Genomic DNA, 18,288 nt, shown 5'->3' with positions numbered 1-18,288 from the left:
GTCCAGGGCGCGACCTACTCGCACTTTCGCGCCCTGGACGCAGAGTCAACGCCAAACTATTTGAGCGCGGCGTCGATCTCGGCCGCGGCGGCGTCGCCGTAGGCATCGGCCAACCGGCTCACCGCGGCGGCACGGTCCCACACCCATTCCTGGGTTCCGGTGGACTCGAGCACCAGCACCGCCACCAGCGAACCGAGCTGCGCGGACCGCTCCAGGCTCAACCCGGCACTGCGTCCGGTGAGGAAGCCGGCGCGGAAGGCGTCGCCGACCCCGGTCGGGTCGGTCTGGGACTTCTCCGGAACCACACCGACGTGCACACGAGAGCCGTCCGGAGAGACGATGTCGACACCGTCGCCGCCCAGGGTGGTCACCCGCAGCCCGACCTGCTTCATGACGTCGGCCTCGGTCCAGCCGGTCTTGGACAGCAGCAGGTCCCACTCGTAGTCGTTGGTGAACAGGTAGGTGGCACCGTCGATGAGCTTGCGAATCTCGTCCCCGGTCAGCCGCGCCAGCTGCTGCGACGGGTCGGCGGCGAACGCCAGCCCCAGCGTGCGGCACTCCTCGGTGTGCAAGAACATCGCCTCGGGGTCGTTGGCCCCGACGATCACCAATTCCGGCTTCCCGGCGGCCTCGACCAGCTTGGCCAGCGAGATATTGCGGGCCTCCGACATCGCGCCCGGGTAGAACGACGCGATCTGGGCCATGTCTTGGTCGGTGGTGCAGACAAACCGGGCCGTGTGCGAGGTCGTCGAGGTCAGCACGTGATCGCAGTTGACGCCGTGCGAGACCAGCCACTGCCGGTAGTCGGCGAAGTCGGCACCGGCGGCGCCGACCAACGCGGCGTCACCACCGAGCACACCGATGGCGAAGGCGATGTTGCCCGCCACGCCACCGCGGTGTACCACCAGGTCATCGACCAGGAAGCTCAGCGAAACCTTCTGCAGGTGATCGGCCAGCAGCTGTTCGGAGAACCGACCCGGAAAGCGCATCAGATGGTCGGTCGCAATCGAACCGGTCACCGCAATCGTCACTGAACAATCCCCCTCGTATCGTCACCATGGGCCTGGATGTGGGTACCCACGGTAGCGGCCCGATGCCGCCGGTCCGCCGCCGGGCAGCACAGAGCCCCCCGCATTGCGGCGAATATCAGATGCTCAGTTGAACGAGTCGCCGCACGAGCACGAGCCGCCGGCGTTGGGGTTCTCAATGGTGAAGCCCTGCTTGTCGATCTGGTCGGCGTAGCCGATCTCGGCACCCTGCAGGTACGGCGCGCTCATCCGGTCGACGGTCAGCGTGACGCCGTTGAACTCCGCGACCACGTCACCGTCGAGGCTGCGGTCGTCGAAGAACAGGTTGTAGCGCAGGCCGGCGCAGCCGCCCGGCTGGACCGAGATCCGCAGGGTCAGGTCGTCACGACCCTCCTGTTCCAGCAGCGCCTTCACCTTGGCCGCGGCCTCATCGGTCAAGACCACGCCGTGAGACTCGGTGGTCGACTGATCCTGAACAGTCATTGCGTCTCCCTATTGCGGTTGATCATGGGGGCGGGCCCGGCCTCGCCTGGAGGCGTTCGAGCCCACCACAACAACGATACCCTGCGCCGACGTGTTCCCTACCGACGCGGCGAACCCGGCGGTTAGCGAGGCTCGACGCAGGAGAGCCGAAGCTGGACCGCCGCATCAAACCCGGCGGTTAGCGAGGCTCGACGCACGAGAGCCGAAGCTGGACCGCCGCATCAAACCCGGCGGTTAGCGAGGCTCGACGCAGCAGAGCCGAAGCTGGACCGCCGCATCAAACCCGGCGGTTAGCGAGGCTCGACGCAGGAGAGCCGAAGCTGGACCGCCGAATCACCCGCGCGAACCCGCGGGACGACCACCGATCTGCGCCGCGGTGACGGCGGTCAGCCCGATCAGCTGGTTGGCGGCGTCGATCAGAGCCAGCCCCACCGAGCCGGCATAGTCGGCGAGTGCCCGGGCGGCCAACACCCCGGCCGACCGCAATGCGGGCTCGTCCAGGCTGATCTGTCCGGCCAGCACCAGCAGCGGTATCTCCCGCGCCCGGGCCGCAGCCGCCAGCGAACCGACCACTTTTCCGTGCAGCGACTGCTGGTCGAAGTGGCCCTCGCCGGTGACCAGAACGTCGGTGTCGGCGAGCGCGGTCGCCAGACCGGTGTGGCGGGCCACGATCTCGGACCCGGATTCGATGGTGCCGCCCAGGGCCAACACGGCGGCTCCGATCCCCCCGGCTGCCCCGGCACCCGACGCGGCGCTGGCCTCCCATCCCGCTGCCGCGTCCAGTTCGGACGCCCAGGCGGCCAGCCGGCTCTCGAGTACCGCGACCGTGGCCGCGTCGGCACCCTTCTGCGGCCCGAACACGCGGGCCGAGCCCCACGGGCCCAGCAGCGGGTATTGCACGTCGCAGGCGGCGATCAATTCGACGCCTGTGAGCCGTCGGCGTCCGGCGGCCAGGCCGCCCAGTTCGTCGATCATGCCGCGACCGCCGTCGGTGCAGGCACTGCCGCCGAGTCCGACGACGATTCGCTGCGCCCCGACCGCCAACGCCGCGGCGACCAGCTGGCCCACGCCGGCGCTGTGGGCGACCAGCGCGGTCCGCGGCGACGGGGGCCCGCCGAGCAGCCCCAACCCACACGCCTGGGCGCATTCCAGATAGGCCGTGTTGGCCGCGGCGTCCCAGACCCACTCGGCGTCGACCGGGTCGTCGAGGGGTCCGCTGACCTGTGACTGCCGGACCGTGCCCAGCGTGGTGGCCAGCACCGCGACGAAGCCCGGGCCGCCGTCGGACTGCGGTGCGATCGCCAGCCGGTCGTGAGGTCGGCTGCGGTGCCAGCCCGTTGAGATGGCGGCGGCGGCCTGCACCGCGGTCAGGCTCTCGCCGAAACAGTCCGGCGCGATCAGGACCCGAAGCGCCCGCGCCCGAGGACCGGCCGAGCCGCCGGCACCCGGGTGATCAGCCATCTGTGCAGGGTATCGAGCCGCGCGGACGGCGACGCAGGCCGGGCGGACCGGGCAAGTAATCTGGCGGGCGTGAAGTTGCCGGGGCGCAGAAAAGACGAGGCTCAGTCCGCTGAGTCCGTGGTCTCCGCCGTCTCTATCGACGGCGACGAGTCTGAGGATGCCGCCCGCGGCGGCGTCACCGCTCCCAAAGGCCGGCCCACCCCCAAGCGCAGCGCCGCAGCCAAGCGCCGCGGCCCGGTGGCACCGGCCCCGATGACCTCCGCGGAGGCCCGGGCCCGGCGCAAGTCGCTGGCCGGCCCGAAGCTGAGCAAGGAGGAACGCCGGATCGCGAAGGCCGAGCGTCGCGAGCGCATGGCCGACCGCCGGGAACGGATGCTGTCCGGCGACGAGGCGGCGCTGCTGGAGCGCGACCGCGGCCCGGTGCGCCGGTACGTTCGCGACATCGTCGACGCCCGCTACAACCTGCTGGGCCTGTTCATGCCGGTGGCGCTGGGGCTGATGTTCATCATGATGGCGGTCCCGCAGGTCCAGTACTACATTTCGCCGGCGATGATGCTGCTGATGGTCTTGATGGCCGTCGACGGGGTCCTGGTGGCCCGCAAAGCCGGCCGGATGGCTGACGCCAAATTCCCCGACAATGTCGAAAGCCGCTGGAAGCTCGGGCTGTACGCCGCCAGCCGCGCATCCACCCTGCGCCGGATGCGGGCACCGCGACCGCAGGTGCGGCGCGGCGAACGCCTCGACTGAGCCCTGCTCGGCACCGAAAGCGATGGATTTCCCACCGGTCAGCCCACCTGATGCCGCGGTGGCGGCCGCCGCCCGGGCCCGGCAGGATTCCCTGACCAAGCCTGCGGGTTCGCTGGGTCGCCTCGAGGCCCTCTCCGTGTGGGCGGCGGCCTGCCAAGGGCAGTGCCCGCCACAACAGTTCGAGCGCGTGCGCATCGTGGTGTTCGCCGGTGATCATGGCGTGACCCGGGAACGGGTGTCCGCCTACCCCGCGGAGGTGACGGCGCAGATGGTCGCCAACATCGACCGGGGCGGGGCGGCCATCAACGCGCTGGCCGCCGTCGGCGGGGCCGGAGTGCGGGTGGTGGACATGGCCGTCGATTCGGAAGCAACCGACTCCCCCGGGATGTCCAGCGCGTCCGGTGCCTACAAGGTTCGCCGCAGCAGCGGTGACATCACCAGCGAGGACGCGCTGACCCCCGAGCAGACCCTGGCCGCGGTCGAGGCAGGTCGGCGCATCACCGACGAGGAAGTCGACGGCGGGGCGGATCTGCTCATCCCCGGCGATATGGGGATTGGGAACACCACCGTCGCAACGACATTGATCGCTGCGCTGACCGGTGCCGAGCCCGCCGAGGTGGTGGGTCACGGGACGGGCATCGATGATGCCGGCTGGGCACGCAAGACCGCGGCAGTGCGTGACGCCCTCTTCCGGACCCGCCCGCACCACACCGATCCCCTGGCCCTGCTGCGCTGCTGCGGAGGCGCCGACTTCGCCGCGCTGGCGGGGTTCTGCGCCCAGGCCGCTGTGCGGCGCACCCCGGTGCTGCTCGACGGCCTGGCGTCGACGGCGGCCGCCCTGGTGGCCGACCGACTTGTGCCCGGGGCCCGCGCCTGGTGGCAGGCCGGTCATCGCTCGCCGGAGCCGGCGCATGCGCTGGCCTGCGCGGCGCTGGGCCTGGAGCCGATCCTCGACCTGCAGATGCGGTTGGGCGAGGGCACCGGCGCCGCGGTTGCCCTGCCGGTGCTGCGCGCCGCAGTGGCGGCGTTGGCCTCCATGTCGACCTTCGCCGAAGCCGGCGTCAGCGACCGATCATCGTGATCGCTTCCCTCGCCTCGTCTTTCGCGTTCGGAACGATTCTTCCCGTTTCGTCCGGCCGGCCGCCGGGCCGCGGGGCGATGACCGCGTTCCCGGTCGTCGGCGCCGTGTTGGGCGCGCTGGCCGCGGTAGTGGTCTGGGCCGGCGGGTACGCCTTCGGCCCCGGCAGCCCGATCACGGGCCTGCTCGCGGTGGCTGCGCTCTTGGCCGCGACCCGCGGACTGCACATCGACGGGGTGGCCGACACGGCCGATGGTCTGGGGTGCGCCCGGCCCGCTCCGCAGGCACTGCAGGTGATGCGCGAGGGATCGACCGGCCCGTTCGGGGTCGTCGCGGTGGTCCTGGTGATCGGCCTGCAGGCAACGACCTTCCCGATGCTGGGCGCCGCGCAGATCGTGCTCGCGGTCTGCGCGGGCCGGGTGGCCGCGGTGGTGGCCTGCCGGCGCTCGGTGCCGGCCGCCGCCGGAAGCATGCTGGGCGCCACGGTGGCGGGCAGTCAGCCGCTGTGGGTCGCCGCCGCCTGGGTGGTGGCCCTGCTCGCCGGGGCGATACCTGCCGGCTCGGCGCCCTGGCACGGTCCGGTTGCCGTCGCCCTGGCCCTGGGTTGCGCCGCTATGCTGGTAAAACGCTGTGTAAGCCGCCTCGGTGGCATCAGCGGCGATGTCCTCGGAGCAGTCGTCGAGTGGACGACAACGTTGGCCGCGCTAGGGCTCACCGCTCTGACCAGCGGTTGACTGTTGCGTCAATTTCGCATCCTTTCCGGACTTCCGGATATTTCTCCGAAACGATGTGTTACACCCAAATGGTCTTTGTAACAATTGCGGCGGCCATTAACATCGTGGTCCGGGGAGGAAAACTGGATGTCGCGCCATCAGAACTACAGCAAGCGGAGTCGGGAATCACGCAAGGCGATGACCGACGGCACCGCGGATGACGACGACGTCGACGACGACTACCCCGACTGTTGCGAACGCGTCGCCGAGGATTGGTCACCGGTGCCCGACGACCTGCGCCTGCCGCCAGATCCCGTGAGCTGACCTATTGCGTAATCGGTGATGTCGTCGGTACCCCGCCGATGGGGCTCCAAAGCCGGCAGCTGCGCACTGCGCGACATCGACCGGAAATGCAGTAGTCGACTACTGCATGCGTTCCTTCTCAGCGACCTTAACGTAGGTCTTTACCGGATTGTCAGGTTCTTCGGGAGGGCCGCGTCATGTGCGATCAGTACGCAAAAAGGATCCACGCCAGTGCCCGTCACCGCCGACTGTTCGGACTGACCAGCAGTGCTGGAGCTTTCCTGGCTTTCGGGATGATTCCGCTGGCCGCAGCACCGGCCCAGGCCGACCCGATGATCGACTGGATCGTCGACCTCTTCGATCCGGCGAGCTGGTCGTGGCTGGGAGCGGAGAGCACCGCCGACCTCGATGGAGCGGATTGGTCCGGTTTTCTGGCCGGTCTCGGCGACCCTGCCGGCACCGGGCTGACGCTGTCGCACACCGCCGCAGCCACCGACCCCACCACGGCCGACTGGTTCGATACCTGGATCTATGCCCCACTGCACCAGGCCGGACAGGACTGGCTGGCCAGCCAGTCCGGTATCGAGATCAGCACCTGGGTCAACAACACCTTTGGCAACGGCCAGCTGCTGATCGGCAACGGTGCCGACGGGATCGACGGCGGCACCAACGAACAGGCCATGGGCGGCGCGGGCGGGCTGTGGTTCGGTGACGGCGGCGACGGCGGCACCGCTGTCGGCGGCTGGGGCGGAAACGGCGGCGATGCCGGATTCTTCGGCAATGGCGGAGACGGCGGCCACGGCGGCGGCTTCGGTTCCGGCGACTATCCCGGCGATGGCGGCGACGGCGGGAACGGCGGCACCTACATGGGTCACGGCGGCTCCGGCGGAGACGGCGGAAGCGGTGCCGCCGGCTGGGGCGGCGGTTACGGCGGGGACGGCGGCAACGCCGTGGCCTGGCTGTTCGGCAACGGCGGCGCCGGTGGGCACGGCGGCAACGGCGGGAATGGCGCGGCCGGTGCGGTGGGCGGCGACGGCTGGTACGGCGGCGACGGCGGCAAGAGCGCGGCGCTGTTCGGTGACGGCGGCAATGGTGGAGCCGGCGGCCACGGCGGTGACGGCGGCGCCGCGGGCGCCGTCGGTGACGGCGGTGATGGTGGCTACGGCGGACTCGGCGGCCACGGCGGCGGCACCGCCGGCGGTGTCGGAGGCACCGGCGGGGCCGGTGGCCACGGCGGCAACGGGGGCAATGGCGGCACCACATCGGGTAACGGCGGCAACGGTGGCGTCGGCTGGGGCGGCGGGAGTAGTGGGAGCAGCGGGAGCGGCCTCGGCGCCAGGTACTCCGGCACCGGCGGCGCCGGTGGCGCCGGAGGGGACGGTGGGGACGCCAGCGCCGCCGGTTACTCCGCGGGTCGCGGCAACGGCGGTGGATGGGGCGGGCCCGGCGAATTCGGCGGCGCGGGCGGCAACGGCGGAGCAGGCGGGAACGGTAGCGGGGGCGCGATCGGTGCCGTGGGCGGCAACGGCGGGACCTCCGGGTTCGGCATAGCCGGCACCGGTGCCGGCGGAAGCGGCGGCCACGGCGGTGCCGACGGCGGCGGCGTCGGCGGCGTGGGCGGCAATGGGGCCATCGCCACCTTGGGCACCACCTCTGGTGGCGGCGGCGGAGGTGGTGGCGTTGGCAGTGCCGGGGGTACCGGTGGCGCGGGCGGGGTCGGCGGTGTCGGCGGCATCGGTACCGGTAGTGACTTGTTCGGCGGTATCGCGGGGGTAGGTGGAGCCGGTGGCTCAGGCGGAGTAGGCGGCCGCGGCGTCGATGCCGGCAGCACCGGTGGGATCGGTGGGGCCGGTGGGGTCGGCGGGAACGCCACTGGAATCAGCAGCATAGGCGGCGGCTACGCCGCCGGAGGTCGCGGCGGAGCCGGCGGGGCCGGCGGCATCGCGTTCAATGGCGGTACGGGCGGAAACGGCGGTGCCGGCGGGATCGGCGGGGACGGCACCGGTGGCAGTTCCGTGATTATCGGGCAAGGCGCCCTCGGTGGCGGTGGTGGCGCAGGCGGTACCGGCGGCACCGCCGACGGCTCCGTCGACGCAGGAGCCGACGGCTACAACGACTACACCGGTGGCGCGGGCGGCACGGGCGGTGCGGGCGGCGATGCGACTACCGCAGTACAGGGCACCGCTACCGGCGGCTTCGGTGGGACCGGTGGAGCCGGTGGGGTTGCCCATCCCGGAGCCAGTGGCATCGGAGGGGTCGGCGGCGCCGGGGCCAACGCCACCGACGGATTCGGGGCTACCGGCGGCGATGGCGGTGCCGGCGGTGCCGACGGCTCCCCCGGTACACCCGGTACACCTGGCTGATCTGGGTCTACTGACCCGCTCAGTCGAGCCGGGCCATCCAGCCGTGGGTGTCAGCGAAGGTGCCGCGCTGGATTCCGGTCAAGGTGTCTCGCAGCGCCATGGTGACCTCACCGGGTTGGCCGTCGGCGATGGTGAACTCACCGTCGGCCGACTTGACCTGTGACACCGGGGTGATGACCGCCGCCGTACCGCAGGCGAAGACCTCGGTGATCTCGCCGGAAGCGGCCTTCTTCTGCCATTCACTGACATCGATCTTGCGTTCTTCGACACTGAACCCCGCATCGGTTGCCAACTGCAGCAACGAATCCCGTGTGATACCGGGCAGCAGTGAACCGGACAGTTCCGGGGTGACCAGGCGCGCCGAGCCACCGGTGCCGAACACGAAGAACAGGTTCATCCCGCCCATCTCTTCGACGTAGCGCCGCTCGGCCGCATCCAGCCACACCACCTGGTCGCAGCCGTTGTCGGCGGCCTGCGCCTGGGCGACCAGCGATGCGGCGTAGTTACCGCCGAACTTGGCGGCGCCGGTACCGCCGGGGCAGGCCCGCACGTACTCGGTCGACAGCCACACACTCACCGGCTTGATACCGCCCTTGAAGTACGCCCCAGCCGGTGAGCCCATCACCAGGCAGCGGTACTCGTTGGCCGGGCGCACCCCCAGCCCCGGCTCGGTGGCGAAGACGAACGGGCGCAGGTACAGCGACTCCTCGCCGCCCGGCGCCGGCACCCAGGCTCCGTCCACGGCGATCAACTGCCGCAACGACTCGATGAACAGATCGTCGGGCAGCTCCGGGATGGCCAGCCGGCGCGAGGATGCACGCATCCGGGCAGCATTGGCCTCGGGCCGGAACGACACGATCGATCCGTCGGTCCACCGGTAGGCCTTGAGCCCTTCGAACACTTCCTGCGCGTAGTGCAGGACGATGGCCGACGGGTCCAGTTCGATGGGTCCGTAAGGAATGACCCGCGCGTTGTGCCAACCCGCGTCCACGGTGTAGTCGATCGAAACCATGTGGTCGGTGTGGTACTTGCCGAAACCCGGCTCCGCCAAAATGGATTCGCGCACCTCGTCGGGCGTCGGGTTCGCGGTGACCGACACGTGAAAATCGAGGAGGCTGCTCGTCATGCAGCGATTGTATAACCGGTGCGCTAACGGGTTTTTGCCGTGACGAATGGCGGCGTCACCACCTCGCATTCGACCGCGCGACCGCGTACGTCGACGGTGAGCCGCGCGCCGTCTTCTATACCCGCGTCGGCGTCGATCAGCGCCAGCGCAATACCGACCTTCTGCGTCGGCGAGAACGTTCCCGAGGTGGTGACCCCGACCCGGTGGTCACCGTCGAGCACGGCCAGGTCGGCGCGCAACACTCCCCGCCCCGTGGCGCGAAGGCCGCGCAGCAGGCGCGCGGGGCCGGCAGCTTTCTCCGCCAGTAGCGCGTCGCGTCCGAAGAACGACTCTTTCTTCCAGCCGATCGCCCACCCGCAGCGAGCCTGCAGCGGCGAGATGGTCGGCGACAGTTCGTGACCATGCAGGGCGTAGCCCATCTCGGTGCGCAGGGTGTCGCGGGCACCCAGGCCGGCCGGCTCGCCGCCGATCGCCCGCACGGCCTCCACCAGCGCGTCGAATACCACGCCCGCGGATTCCCACTCCGGCAGCAGCTCGTAGCCGTGTTCACCGGTGTAGCCCGACCGGCACACCCGTACCGGCACGCCGGCAAAGGCGGCATCGGCGAACGCCATGTAGTCCATCTCGGTCGGCAGGCCAAGACCCGCGACCACGTCGGCCGATCGTGGGCCCTGCACCGCCACCACCGCACGCGAGCGGTGCTCGTCGGTGATCGTCACCCCCGCCGGCGCCGCCTCCTGCAGCACGGCCACCACGTCCGCGGTGTTGGCGGCGTTGGGTACCAGAAAGATCTCGTCGTCGGCGACGTAATAGGCGATCAGATCGTCGATGACGCCACCGGATTCGTTGCAGCACAACGTGTACTGGGCCTGTCCCGGCGTGATCCTGCCCAGGTCGTTGGTAAGCGTCGCATTGACGAAGGCCGCCGCACCCGAACCGCGAACGGTCGCCTTACCCAGGTGGCTGACGTCGAACAGGCCCACGGTGTCGCGGGTGGCGTTGTGCTCGGCGACGGTGCCGGCGTAGGACACCGGCATCAGCCACCCGCCGAACTCGGCGAAGCTGGCGCCCAGTGCGCGGTGGCGGTCTTCCAGGGGTCCGTGTTGCAGTTCGCTCACGTCAAGCCACCCTAATCGGGTTGCAGATTGAGAACATCTGGGCGCCACGAATGTCGTTACCTAGCGGAATGTGGCCACTCTCAGCACGGTTACAGGCGTGCGCTCGATGCGACGCCTGACGCACAGACCTCATAGAGGCCCATGATCCAGACGCGCCCCGCCGCATCCTGGCATCCATCTGGGAAAACAGATGCAGAGGCAAGACTCGGATGGTTCACCAACACAGCATCAAGCTCGCGAAATCAGCTCGACGCCTCAGCTCACACGTAATATAATCGCATTCAAGCCACATGTTATTCACATAGTAGGCGATCACTTACTGGGGGGGATGGTAACGATGGATGTACGCATGAACACGGGCCCAAGCCTGCGACGCGCTCCGGTAGCGACCGCGGCGGCACTCATGGCAGGGGTGATCCTCACGCCGCTTTCCACCGCCTCGCCCGCGGTAAGCCCGCCGCAGGGCTGGAGCACGCCGGTGAGCCTGACCGCGTTACCGAACGCAAGCGAAGTCGCTCAAGCCGTGGGCGCTCTCGCACAAACCCTGCACTGGGTGTACATCGACGCCGGCTACCCCGGAACGACGCCGGCAGACACCCACAGCCTCGCTGAGGCAATCGTTCTTGATGCCTACAACCACGGCTACACGACAGACCAGCTGATCAATATCGTCAACACCGGCGGGCCGCAGAACATACTTTTGGAGCTGCATGACTATTCGCCCGAGGCTGTCTTTGGTTATTTCGACAACTATTTTGCCCGTTGGGTCGACTATTTCCCCAACGCCCACCTACCTAACCCGAACGACTCGGTGCCGCTGCCCGACCTAGGCGATGAGATCGGACAAAGCGGCGACCCGGGGATGTATTCGGAAGCCGCAGACCACTTCGGGATCTTTTATCCGCTCGTCCGGGACATCGGCACCTTCCTCCACGCCATGACCGACGATCCGCTCCTGAGCAGCGGCGCGCTGGGATTCTTCAGCTGGGGAGTCACGACGGGTTGGGACTTCATGATGTACGGCTACTACGGAATGATCGGACTCGACCAACAGCCAATCGACGAGCAGCTGGACGGGGATCTCAACGCCCTCATCGGTCTCGTATCCCCCGTAGCCGCGATCGAAGATGCCATCGCTTTCTTCGACCACACAGGCGACCTCTTCAACGGCACCATGACCGTCGAAGGATTCGGAGAATGGTCCGGAGAGTTCATCGGGATATTGCTGTCCGTCCTCTAGTCCACGTGTGACAAGCCGGCGTCTGGCGGTGCCTCTCGGCAACGTGCCCCACCGACCGGCCGAGGGCTGGCACACTTGGCGACGTGGCGGATTCGGCGGATTTCGAGGCTCTGCAGGCTGCCGGTATCGCTGATGCCCGTGAGCGTGCCGGCCTGATCGAATACCTCCACGGACTCGGGTTCACCACCGAAGAGATGGCCGATGCCGAGCGCCAGGGCCGGTTGTTCGGCCTTGCCGGTGATGCGGTGGGACGCTCGGGCCCGCCCGATTACACGTTGCGCACCGCGGCCGAGGCGTTGGGCGTGGCAGTCGACGACGTCGCGCAGGCTTGGCGGATGCTCGGGCTGAGCGTTCCCGGCCCGGACACGCCCGCGCTGAGCCAGGCCGACGTGGACGGGCTGGCCACCTGGGTCCAGATGCGGTCCTACCTCGGCGAGCCCGTCGACGGCTTCCTGCGGGTGCTGGGGGCGACCATGGCGCGGCTGGCCGAGGCGGAGTCGTCGATGATCCGGCTCAGCGAGCCCGACATGTGGCTGGGCCACACCCGCGACGAGCTGCGTACCGCCCGGGCCTGGCGCTCGGTCGCGGCCTATATCCCGCGCATCGGCGCCATGATCGATGCCGTTCACCGCCAGCACCAGGTCAGCCACCGGACTTTCCTCGAGGGGCTGGCCGGCGGGCCGGCGGCCAGCCTGATGTGCGGCGTCGGTTTCGCCGACCTGACCGGTTTCACCGCGCTGACCCAAGTCCTCACGTCCGCGGAGCTGGCCACGCTGCTGACCGATTTCGCCGGCACCGTCGCCGACGTCGTGCATTGCGACGGCGGGCGGGTGGTCAAGTTCATCGGCGACGCGGTGATGTGGGTGAGCGCGACCGGGGATCTGCTGGCCAGGGCGGCGATCGACCTTGTCGAGCATCCCAAGGCCCGCAAGGCCGGATTGCAGGTCCGCGCCGGGGTGGCCTACGGCGAGATGCTGGCGATCAACGGCGACTACTTCGGCACCCCGGTCAATCTGGCAGCGCGCCTGGTCGATGCGGCCGTACCGGGCCAGGTGCTGGCCTCTACCTGCGTCCGCGAAGAACTCCCCGACTGGCCGGCCACCCTTCAGGAACCGTTGACGCTCAAGGGTTTCGACGAACCCGTCCCGGCATACCAATTGCATCCGAACCCCGATCGTTAGGGTGAGTGCTTGTGAGCACCGAACCCGGATACCCCGCCCCCTCCGTCACCGTCGCCGCCTCGCTGCCCGCGAACGCCGATGAGGCCGTGCTGATCGTGCCGGTCGTTGCCGCTGATGACGACGCCACAGCCTCGGTCGCCGCGTCCGAGCCGGCCCTGCCCGCCGAGGCGGTCGCCGAGATCGAGGCGGCACTGCGCGCACTGGGCGCCAAGGGCGGCAGTGAGCAGGTGAACCGGCTGGTGGTGGCGTCGCTGCCGGTGGCCAGCGTGGTGACCGTCGGGCTGGGCAAGCCGCGCGATTCGTGGCCGGCCGACACCGTCCGCAAGGCCGCCGGAAACGCGGCACGTTCACTCAACGGCACCGCCAGCGTGATCAGCGCACTGAGCGGGCTGCCCGGCGACGGGGTGCTCGCCGCCGGCGTCGAGGGGCTGCTGTTGGGCGGCTACCGATTCACCGCGTTCCGCAGCGAGAAAACCGCCCCGAAGGAACCGGGCCTGCAGGCCGTGACGGTGCTGTCCACCGCGGCTGACGCCCAGGAGCAAGCGGCCCGCGGTGCCGACATCGCGACCGCGGTGGCCACCGCGCGCGACTTCGTCAACACCCCGCCGAGTCACCTTTTTCCGGCCGAGTTCGCCGACCGTGCCAAGGCACTGGGCGAGTCGGCCGGCCTGGAGGTCGAGGTGCTCGACGAACAGGCGCTCGCCGACGCCGGCTACGGCGGGGTGATCGGTGTGGGGCAGGGCTCCTCGCGCCCGCCGCGTCTGGTGCGGTTGATCCACCACGGATCACGCCTGCGCGACAACGCGGACGGCGCGAAGAAGGTGGCGTTGGTCGGCAAGGGCATCACCTTCGACACCGGTGGTATCTCGATCAAGCCGGCTGCCTCGATGCACCACATGACCTCCGACATGGGCGGAGCGGCCGCGGTGATCGCGACCGTGGTGTTGGCCGCCCGCCGCGGGCTGCCGATCGACGTGACCGCCACCGTCCCGATGGCCGAGAACATGCCGTCGTCGACCGCACAGCGCCCCGGTGACGTGCTCACCCAGTACGGCGGCATCACCGTCGAAGTGCTCAACACCGATGCCGAGGGCCGGCTGATCCTGGCCGACGCGATCGTGCGGGCCTGCGAGGACAACCCGGACTACCTGATCGAAACCTCGACGCTGACCGGCGCGCAGACGGTGGCACTCGGCGCGCGCATTCCCGGGGTGATGGGCTCGGACGAGTTCCGCGACCGGGTGGCGGCCCTCTCGCAGGCCGTCGGCGAGAACGCCTGGCCGATGCCGCTGCCCGACGAGCTCAAAGAGGACCTGAAGTCGACGGTGGCCGACCTGGCCAACGTCAGTGGTCAGCGTTTCGCCGGCATGCTGGTCGCCGGGGTGTACCTGCGTGAGTTCGTGGCCGACGGAGTCGACTGGGTGCACATCGACGTTGCGGGACCGGCCTACAACTCCGGTGGCGCCTGGGGCTACACCGGCAAGGGCGGCACCGGGGTGCCCACCCGCACCATGTTCGCGGTACTGGAAGACATCGCCGCGAAGGGATAACCGGCTGCCGGAAGTCAGGCGGGGACTTCCGCGTCTTCCACGTCGCTCTGGCTCCCGGCCTTCTGCACCGGACGGGGCGACCTTTCCACGCCCTGCTGGAAAGACAGCGCCACACTTTGCACCAGCATCAACACCGCGAACACGGCGACCCAGAGCCAGGATTCTGCCGCGCTCAGATGGGATGCCACATTGGTTTTCGGCAACGCCGCCATGGAGCGAACGATCGCCGCGATGATCACAACGGTGCTCAAGTACGGAAACGCGGTCCGAATGCGGCCGGCCATGGGGCCGATCGGCGTTTCGCTACGTCGTCGCGCCCGTCCGAGGAACCAGCCGATCGCACAGACGACCGCGATGGCGACCGTGATGGGCACGGACAGCCGGTTTGCGTCGTCCCACAGCGGCTGCAACGGCCGATGCGTCTGCTGGTCGCCGAGCGAGAGCGCCAGGTCTGTCAGGGTCGCCTCCACGAAAAACACCGCAATCGGTGGGACCAGGACCGCCACGATGAACACGCAATGTCTGATCAACGTGCCCGCGCTTCCCGACACGAACTGCACGATGGCGTACAGCAGAATGTAGAGCGAGGCCACAAATGATATGCCGCCCAACAGTTCTGCGGATGCGGCGCGACCGCTGCCGAGCGCGCACCCCTGCTCGCCGGCCAGCAGGCTGTATTGCACCGCGGTCAGGAACAGCCCCAGAAAGGCGTTCATCAGCGCGACCCCGGTAAGGGTCTCGTGCTCGATCTCGCGCGGGTCCGGAGCATGGCCGTCGCTACGCCGCCGATACGCACGATCGAGCACCAGATTGATGACGACGAACGCGAAACCGGCCAGCAAACCGGCTAGTTGGGCATAGTTGCGGGCCACGATGGATATGTCGAAGCCGGTCCACAGCTCACAGGCTGCAGAGATCTGCTCAGCGGGCACCCGCGAGATATTAGTGACGCTTCAGCGGCCGCAGTAGCGCTTTAGCGGACTGCGCGGTGCGCCATACCGGACGGCGTCGAGAGACGTTCGACCGCCACCTCGATGTGTGGCGGTGACACCGCAATGACAGGATGGTTTTCGACAGTCCACCTGGGCACCGCCCTCGCCCCACCACTGACGTGGTATCCAGGAAACGACGTGCAGCGACCGATCGAGCGAGGAGTCAACAACGATGGCCTTCTCAGTCCAGATGCCCGCCCTCGGTGAGAGCGTCACCGAAGGAACGGTGACCCGCTGGCTCAAGCAGGAAGGCGACACCGTCGAGGTCGACGAGCCGCTCCTGGAGGTCTCCACCGACAAGGTCGACACCGAGATCCCGTCACCGGTGGCCGGTGTGCTGACCAAGATCATCGCCGGCGAGGACACCACCGTCGAGGTCGGCGGTGAACTGGCCCTGATCGGCGAGGCCGGGGAAAGCGCCTCGGCTCCCGCAGCCCCCGCGGCGCCGGCGGCCGAGCCCGCGCCGTCGGAGCCGGCTCCCGCCGCCGAAGCGCCGGCCCCGGCTGCTCCCCCACCCGCCGCTCCGGCGCCCGCCGCGGAGGCACCCGCCGGAGACGGCACCCCGGTGCTGATGCCCGAGTTGGGTGAGTCGGTCACCGAGGGCACCGTGACGCGCTGGCTCAAGCAGGTCGGCGACACCGTCGAGGTCGACGAGCCGCTGGTGGAGGTCTCCACCGACAAGGTCGACACCGAGATTCCCTCGCCGGTGGCCGGCACCCTGCTCTCGATCACCGCCGGTGAGGACACCACCGTCGAGGTCGGCGGTGAACTGGCCCGAATCGGTTCGGGTGCCCCGGCGGCCCCCGCCGCTGCACCGGCCCCCGCGCCCGCTCCCGCGGCGCCCGCTCCGGCACCTGCGGCTCCGGCACCTGCGCCCGAGCCTGCTCCCCCGGCACCGGCACCCGCTCCGCAGGCCAAGCCCGAACCCATGCCGGCGCCAGCACCCGCCGCCGCGCCCGCTCCGGCGCAGCCCGCTGCCGCCGAGGCCCCGGCCGGCGACGCCGCACGGTATGTGACCCCGTTGGTGCGCAAGCTCGCCGCCGACAAGAACGTCGACCTGAGCCGTGTCACCGGCACCGGGGTCGGCGGGCGAATCCGCAAGCAGGATGTACTGGCCTTCGCCGAGAAGCAGGCCGAACCGCAGCAGGCACCCGCGGCTCCGGCCGCCCCGCGCCCGGCCGCCGCGGCACCCGTCTCGGCGCTGGCGCACCTGCGTGGCACGACGGCCAAGGCCAGCCGCATCCGTCAGATCACCGCCAAGAAGACCCGCGAATCCCTGCAGGCCACGGCGCAGCTGACCCAGACCCACGAGGTCGATATGACCAAGATCGTGGCGCTGCGGGCCCGGGCCAAGGCGGAATTCGCCGAGCGCGAGGGCGTCAACCTGACCTACCTTCCGTTCATCGCCCGCGCGGTGATCGACGCCCTCAAGGCGCACCCCAACGTCAACGCCAGCTACAACGAGGACGCCGGCGAGATCACCTACTACGACGCCGAGCACCTCGGCTTCGCGGTGGACACCGAACAGGGCTTGCTGTCCCCGGTCGTGCACAACGCCGGTGATCTCTCGCTGGCCGGACTCGCGCGGGCCATCGCCGACATCGCCGCCCGGGCACGCTCGGGCAACCTCAAGCCGGACGAACTGTCCGGGGGCACCTTCACGATCACCAACATCGGCAGCCAGGGCGCACTGTTCGACACGCCCATCCTGGTTCCGCCGCAGGCCGCCATGCTCGGCACCGGAGCCATCGTCAAACGGCCGCGGGTCATCGTCGACGAGGCCGGCAACGAGTCGGTCGGCGTGCGTTCGGTGTCCTACCTGCCGCTGACCTACGACCACCGTTTGATCGACGGCGCCGACGCCGGGCGGTTCGTGACTACGATCAAGAACCGGTTAGAAGAAGCCGCGTTCGAGGCGGACCTGGGTCTCTAACGGCGCCGGGGGCTTTTCCGAAGAGCTGCAAGAGGATTCAGCTGTGAACAACCCCACCGTCGCGATCGCCGGATCATCCGGGCTGATCGGCTCGGCCCTGATCTCGGCGTTGCGCGCCGACGATCACCAGGTGCTGCGGATTGTGCGGCGAACACCATCGCACGCGGGCGAGCTGCAATGGGATCCCGAGGCCGGTGACATCGACGTCGGCGCACTGGCCGGGGTCGACGCCGTGGTCAATCTGTGCGGCGTCGGCGTCGGCGACCGCCGCTGGTCGGGGGCCTTCAAACAGAGTCTGCGCGACAGCCGGATCGCCCCGACCGAGGTGCTGTCGGCCGCAGTGGCCCAGGCCGGCGTTCCGGTGCTGATCAATGCGAGCGGGGTCGGCTTTTACGGTGACACCGGCAACCGCACGGTCGACGAGTCAGCTTCGGCAGGAACGGATTTCCTGGCGCATCTCGCCAAGGACTGGGAAGCGGCAACCGCGGCCGCCCGCGATTCAGGTGCCCGAGTGGTGCTGGCCCGCACCGGCATCGTGCTGTCGCGGTCTGGCGGCGTCTTGGGCCGATTGCGGCCGCTGTTCTTCCTGGGACTGGGCGCCCGGATCGGCAACGGCCGGCAGTACATGTCGTGGATCAGCATGGAGGATGAGGTGCGCGCGCTGCTGTTCGCGATCTCGCACGACACGCTGTCCGGCCCGGTGAATCTGACCGGACCGGCGCCGGTGACCAACGCCGAATTCACCGCCGCACTGGGGCGCGCGGTCAATCGTCCGACCCCCATGCTGCTGCCCGCTTTCGCGGTGCGTGCCGGGCTCGGGGAATTTGCCGACAGCCTCCTGACCGGCCAGCGGGCCATCCCCGGCGCGTTGGAGGAGGCCGGTTTCCGGTTTGCCCACCACACCGTCGGCGAAGCCCTGGCCTACGCCACCTCCCGACCGACCCCGTTGTAGACACCCGCGCCGAGTAGCCT

Annotated in this window: 16 protein-coding genes; 10 read left to right on the top strand and 6 right to left on the bottom strand. The window is 69.5% G+C overall.

All coding sequences use genetic code 11. The features are described 5' to 3' along the window. Window positions 1-56: 56 nt before the first annotated feature. The 3 genes from ACKY0W_RS09015 to ACKY0W_RS09005 all read right to left on the bottom strand — a co-directional run bounded on the left by ACKY0W_RS09015 (window position 57) and on the right by ACKY0W_RS09005 (window position 2,972). Complete coding sequence (locus ACKY0W_RS09015; protein ID WP_409437278.1) at window positions 57-1,031, bottom strand: carbohydrate kinase family protein; 975 nt, start codon at window positions 1,029-1,031, stop codon at window positions 57-59. 123 nt (window positions 1,032-1,154) lie between these two features. Then, complete coding sequence (locus ACKY0W_RS09010) at window positions 1,155-1,511, bottom strand: HesB/IscA family protein (RefSeq protein WP_024440524.1); 357 nt, start codon at window positions 1,509-1,511, stop codon at window positions 1,155-1,157. 333 nt (window positions 1,512-1,844) lie between these two features. After that, window positions 1,845-2,972, bottom strand: coding sequence for a glycerate kinase (locus ACKY0W_RS09005; RefSeq protein ID WP_409437277.1), 1,128 nt, complete (start codon window positions 2,970-2,972; stop codon window positions 1,845-1,847). Window positions 2,973-3,041: 69 nt separating this feature from the next. Here ACKY0W_RS09005 and ACKY0W_RS09000 point away from each other — a divergent pair, with 69 nt between their 5' ends. The 5 genes from ACKY0W_RS09000 (at window position 3,042) to ACKY0W_RS08980 (ending at window position 8,176) form a co-directional block, all read left to right on the top strand. After that, window positions 3,042-3,719 carry a DUF3043 domain-containing protein gene (locus ACKY0W_RS09000; RefSeq protein ID WP_409437276.1) on the top strand — a complete coding sequence of 226 codons (678 nt, stop codon included), beginning with the start codon at window positions 3,042-3,044 and terminating at the stop codon, window positions 3,717-3,719. A 22-nt stretch (window positions 3,720-3,741) separates the two neighbouring features. After that, entirely contained in the window at window positions 3,742-4,800 is a 1,059-nt protein-coding gene (gene cobT, locus ACKY0W_RS08995; RefSeq protein WP_409437275.1) for a nicotinate-nucleotide--dimethylbenzimidazole phosphoribosyltransferase, read from the top strand. Beyond that, window positions 4,797-5,531 (top strand): adenosylcobinamide-GDP ribazoletransferase, encoded by a 735-nt coding sequence (locus ACKY0W_RS08990; RefSeq protein ID WP_409437274.1) that lies wholly within the window; start codon window positions 4,797-4,799, stop codon window positions 5,529-5,531. The genes cobT and ACKY0W_RS08990 overlap by 4 nt, the downstream gene beginning before the upstream one ends. A 126-nt stretch (window positions 5,532-5,657) precedes the next feature. Next, complete coding sequence (locus ACKY0W_RS08985; protein WP_409437273.1) at window positions 5,658-5,834, top strand: hypothetical protein; 177 nt, start codon at window positions 5,658-5,660, stop codon at window positions 5,832-5,834. Between the two features lie 176 nt (window positions 5,835-6,010). Then, a complete protein-coding gene (locus ACKY0W_RS08980) occupies window positions 6,011-8,176 on the top strand; it encodes a PE family protein (RefSeq protein WP_409437272.1) in 2,166 nt (721 codons plus the stop codon). 19 nt (window positions 8,177-8,195) lie between these two features. Here ACKY0W_RS08980 and ACKY0W_RS08975 read toward each other — a convergent pair whose 3' ends face one another. Together ACKY0W_RS08975 and gcvT are read right to left on the bottom strand one after the other, a co-directional pair. Next, window positions 8,196-9,302, bottom strand: coding sequence for a branched-chain amino acid aminotransferase (locus ACKY0W_RS08975; protein WP_406758337.1), 1,107 nt, complete (start codon window positions 9,300-9,302; stop codon window positions 8,196-8,198). Between the two features lie 23 nt (window positions 9,303-9,325). After that, complete coding sequence (gcvT, locus tag ACKY0W_RS08970) at window positions 9,326-10,420, bottom strand: glycine cleavage system aminomethyltransferase GcvT (RefSeq protein ID WP_409437271.1); 1,095 nt, start codon at window positions 10,418-10,420, stop codon at window positions 9,326-9,328. Window positions 10,421-10,823: 403 nt separating this feature from the next. Here gcvT and ACKY0W_RS08965 point away from each other — a divergent pair, with 403 nt between their 5' ends. From ACKY0W_RS08965 to ACKY0W_RS08955, 3 genes are all read left to right on the top strand, one after another. Continuing rightward, a complete protein-coding gene (locus tag ACKY0W_RS08965; protein ID WP_409437270.1) occupies window positions 10,824-11,660 on the top strand; it encodes a hypothetical protein in 837 nt (278 codons plus the stop codon). Between the two features lie 83 nt (window positions 11,661-11,743). Continuing rightward, window positions 11,744-12,841, top strand: a complete 1,098-nt coding sequence (locus tag ACKY0W_RS08960) for an adenylate/guanylate cyclase domain-containing protein (RefSeq protein WP_409437269.1) — start codon at window positions 11,744-11,746, stop codon at window positions 12,839-12,841. An 11-nt stretch (window positions 12,842-12,852) separates the two neighbouring features. Continuing rightward, entirely contained in the window at window positions 12,853-14,391 is a 1,539-nt protein-coding gene (locus tag ACKY0W_RS08955) for a leucyl aminopeptidase (protein ID WP_409437268.1), read from the top strand. A gap of 14 nt (window positions 14,392-14,405) precedes the next feature. Here the strand turns inward: ACKY0W_RS08955 and ACKY0W_RS08950 are convergent, their stop codons facing one another. Then, on the bottom strand, window positions 14,406-15,323 hold the full coding sequence (locus tag ACKY0W_RS08950; RefSeq protein WP_409437267.1) for a hypothetical protein: 918 nt from the start codon (window positions 15,321-15,323) through the stop codon (window positions 14,406-14,408). Window positions 15,324-15,555: 232 nt separating this feature from the next. Between ACKY0W_RS08950 and sucB the strand changes: the two genes are divergently transcribed. Further along, a complete protein-coding gene (sucB, locus tag ACKY0W_RS08945) occupies window positions 15,556-17,316 on the top strand; it encodes a 2-oxoglutarate dehydrogenase, E2 component, dihydrolipoamide succinyltransferase (RefSeq protein WP_409437266.1) in 1,761 nt (586 codons plus the stop codon). Window positions 17,317-17,359: 43 nt separating this feature from the next. Continuing rightward, complete coding sequence (locus ACKY0W_RS08940; RefSeq protein WP_409437265.1) at window positions 17,360-18,268, top strand: TIGR01777 family oxidoreductase; 909 nt, start codon at window positions 17,360-17,362, stop codon at window positions 18,266-18,268. Window positions 18,269-18,288 lie beyond the last annotated feature (20 nt).

Source organism: Mycobacterium sp. SMC-14 (genome assembly GCF_046250075.1).
In the GTDB taxonomy this organism is placed as follows: Bacteria; Actinomycetota; Actinomycetes; order Mycobacteriales; family Mycobacteriaceae; genus Mycobacterium.
The sequence above is the reverse complement of the archived record's forward strand: the minus strand, read 5'-3'. Positions and strand labels throughout refer to the sequence as shown.

Bases quoted from the DNA above. Each gene is read 5' to 3' on its own strand.
- ACKY0W_RS09010 (WP_024440524.1), bottom strand. From the start codon at position 1,511: ATGACTGTTCAGGATCAGTCGACCACCGAGTCTCACGGCGTGGTCTTG.
- ACKY0W_RS09005 (WP_409437277.1), bottom strand. From the start codon at position 2,972: ATGGCTGATCACCCGGGTGCCGGCGGCTCGGCCGGTCCTCGGGCGCGG.
- cobT (WP_409437275.1), top strand. From the start codon at position 3,742: ATGGATTTCCCACCGGTCAGCCCACCTGATGCCGCGGTGGCGGCCGCC.
- ACKY0W_RS08985 (WP_409437273.1), top strand. From the start codon at position 5,658: ATGTCGCGCCATCAGAACTACAGCAAGCGGAGTCGGGAATCACGCAAG.
- ACKY0W_RS08980 (WP_409437272.1), top strand. From the start codon at position 6,011: ATGTGCGATCAGTACGCAAAAAGGATCCACGCCAGTGCCCGTCACCGC.
- ACKY0W_RS08975 (WP_406758337.1), bottom strand. From the start codon at position 9,302: ATGACGAGCAGCCTCCTCGATTTTCACGTGTCGGTCACCGCGAACCCG.
- ACKY0W_RS08965 (WP_409437270.1), top strand. From the start codon at position 10,824: ATGGCAGGGGTGATCCTCACGCCGCTTTCCACCGCCTCGCCCGCGGTA.
- sucB (WP_409437266.1), top strand. From the start codon at position 15,556: ATGGCCTTCTCAGTCCAGATGCCCGCCCTCGGTGAGAGCGTCACCGAA.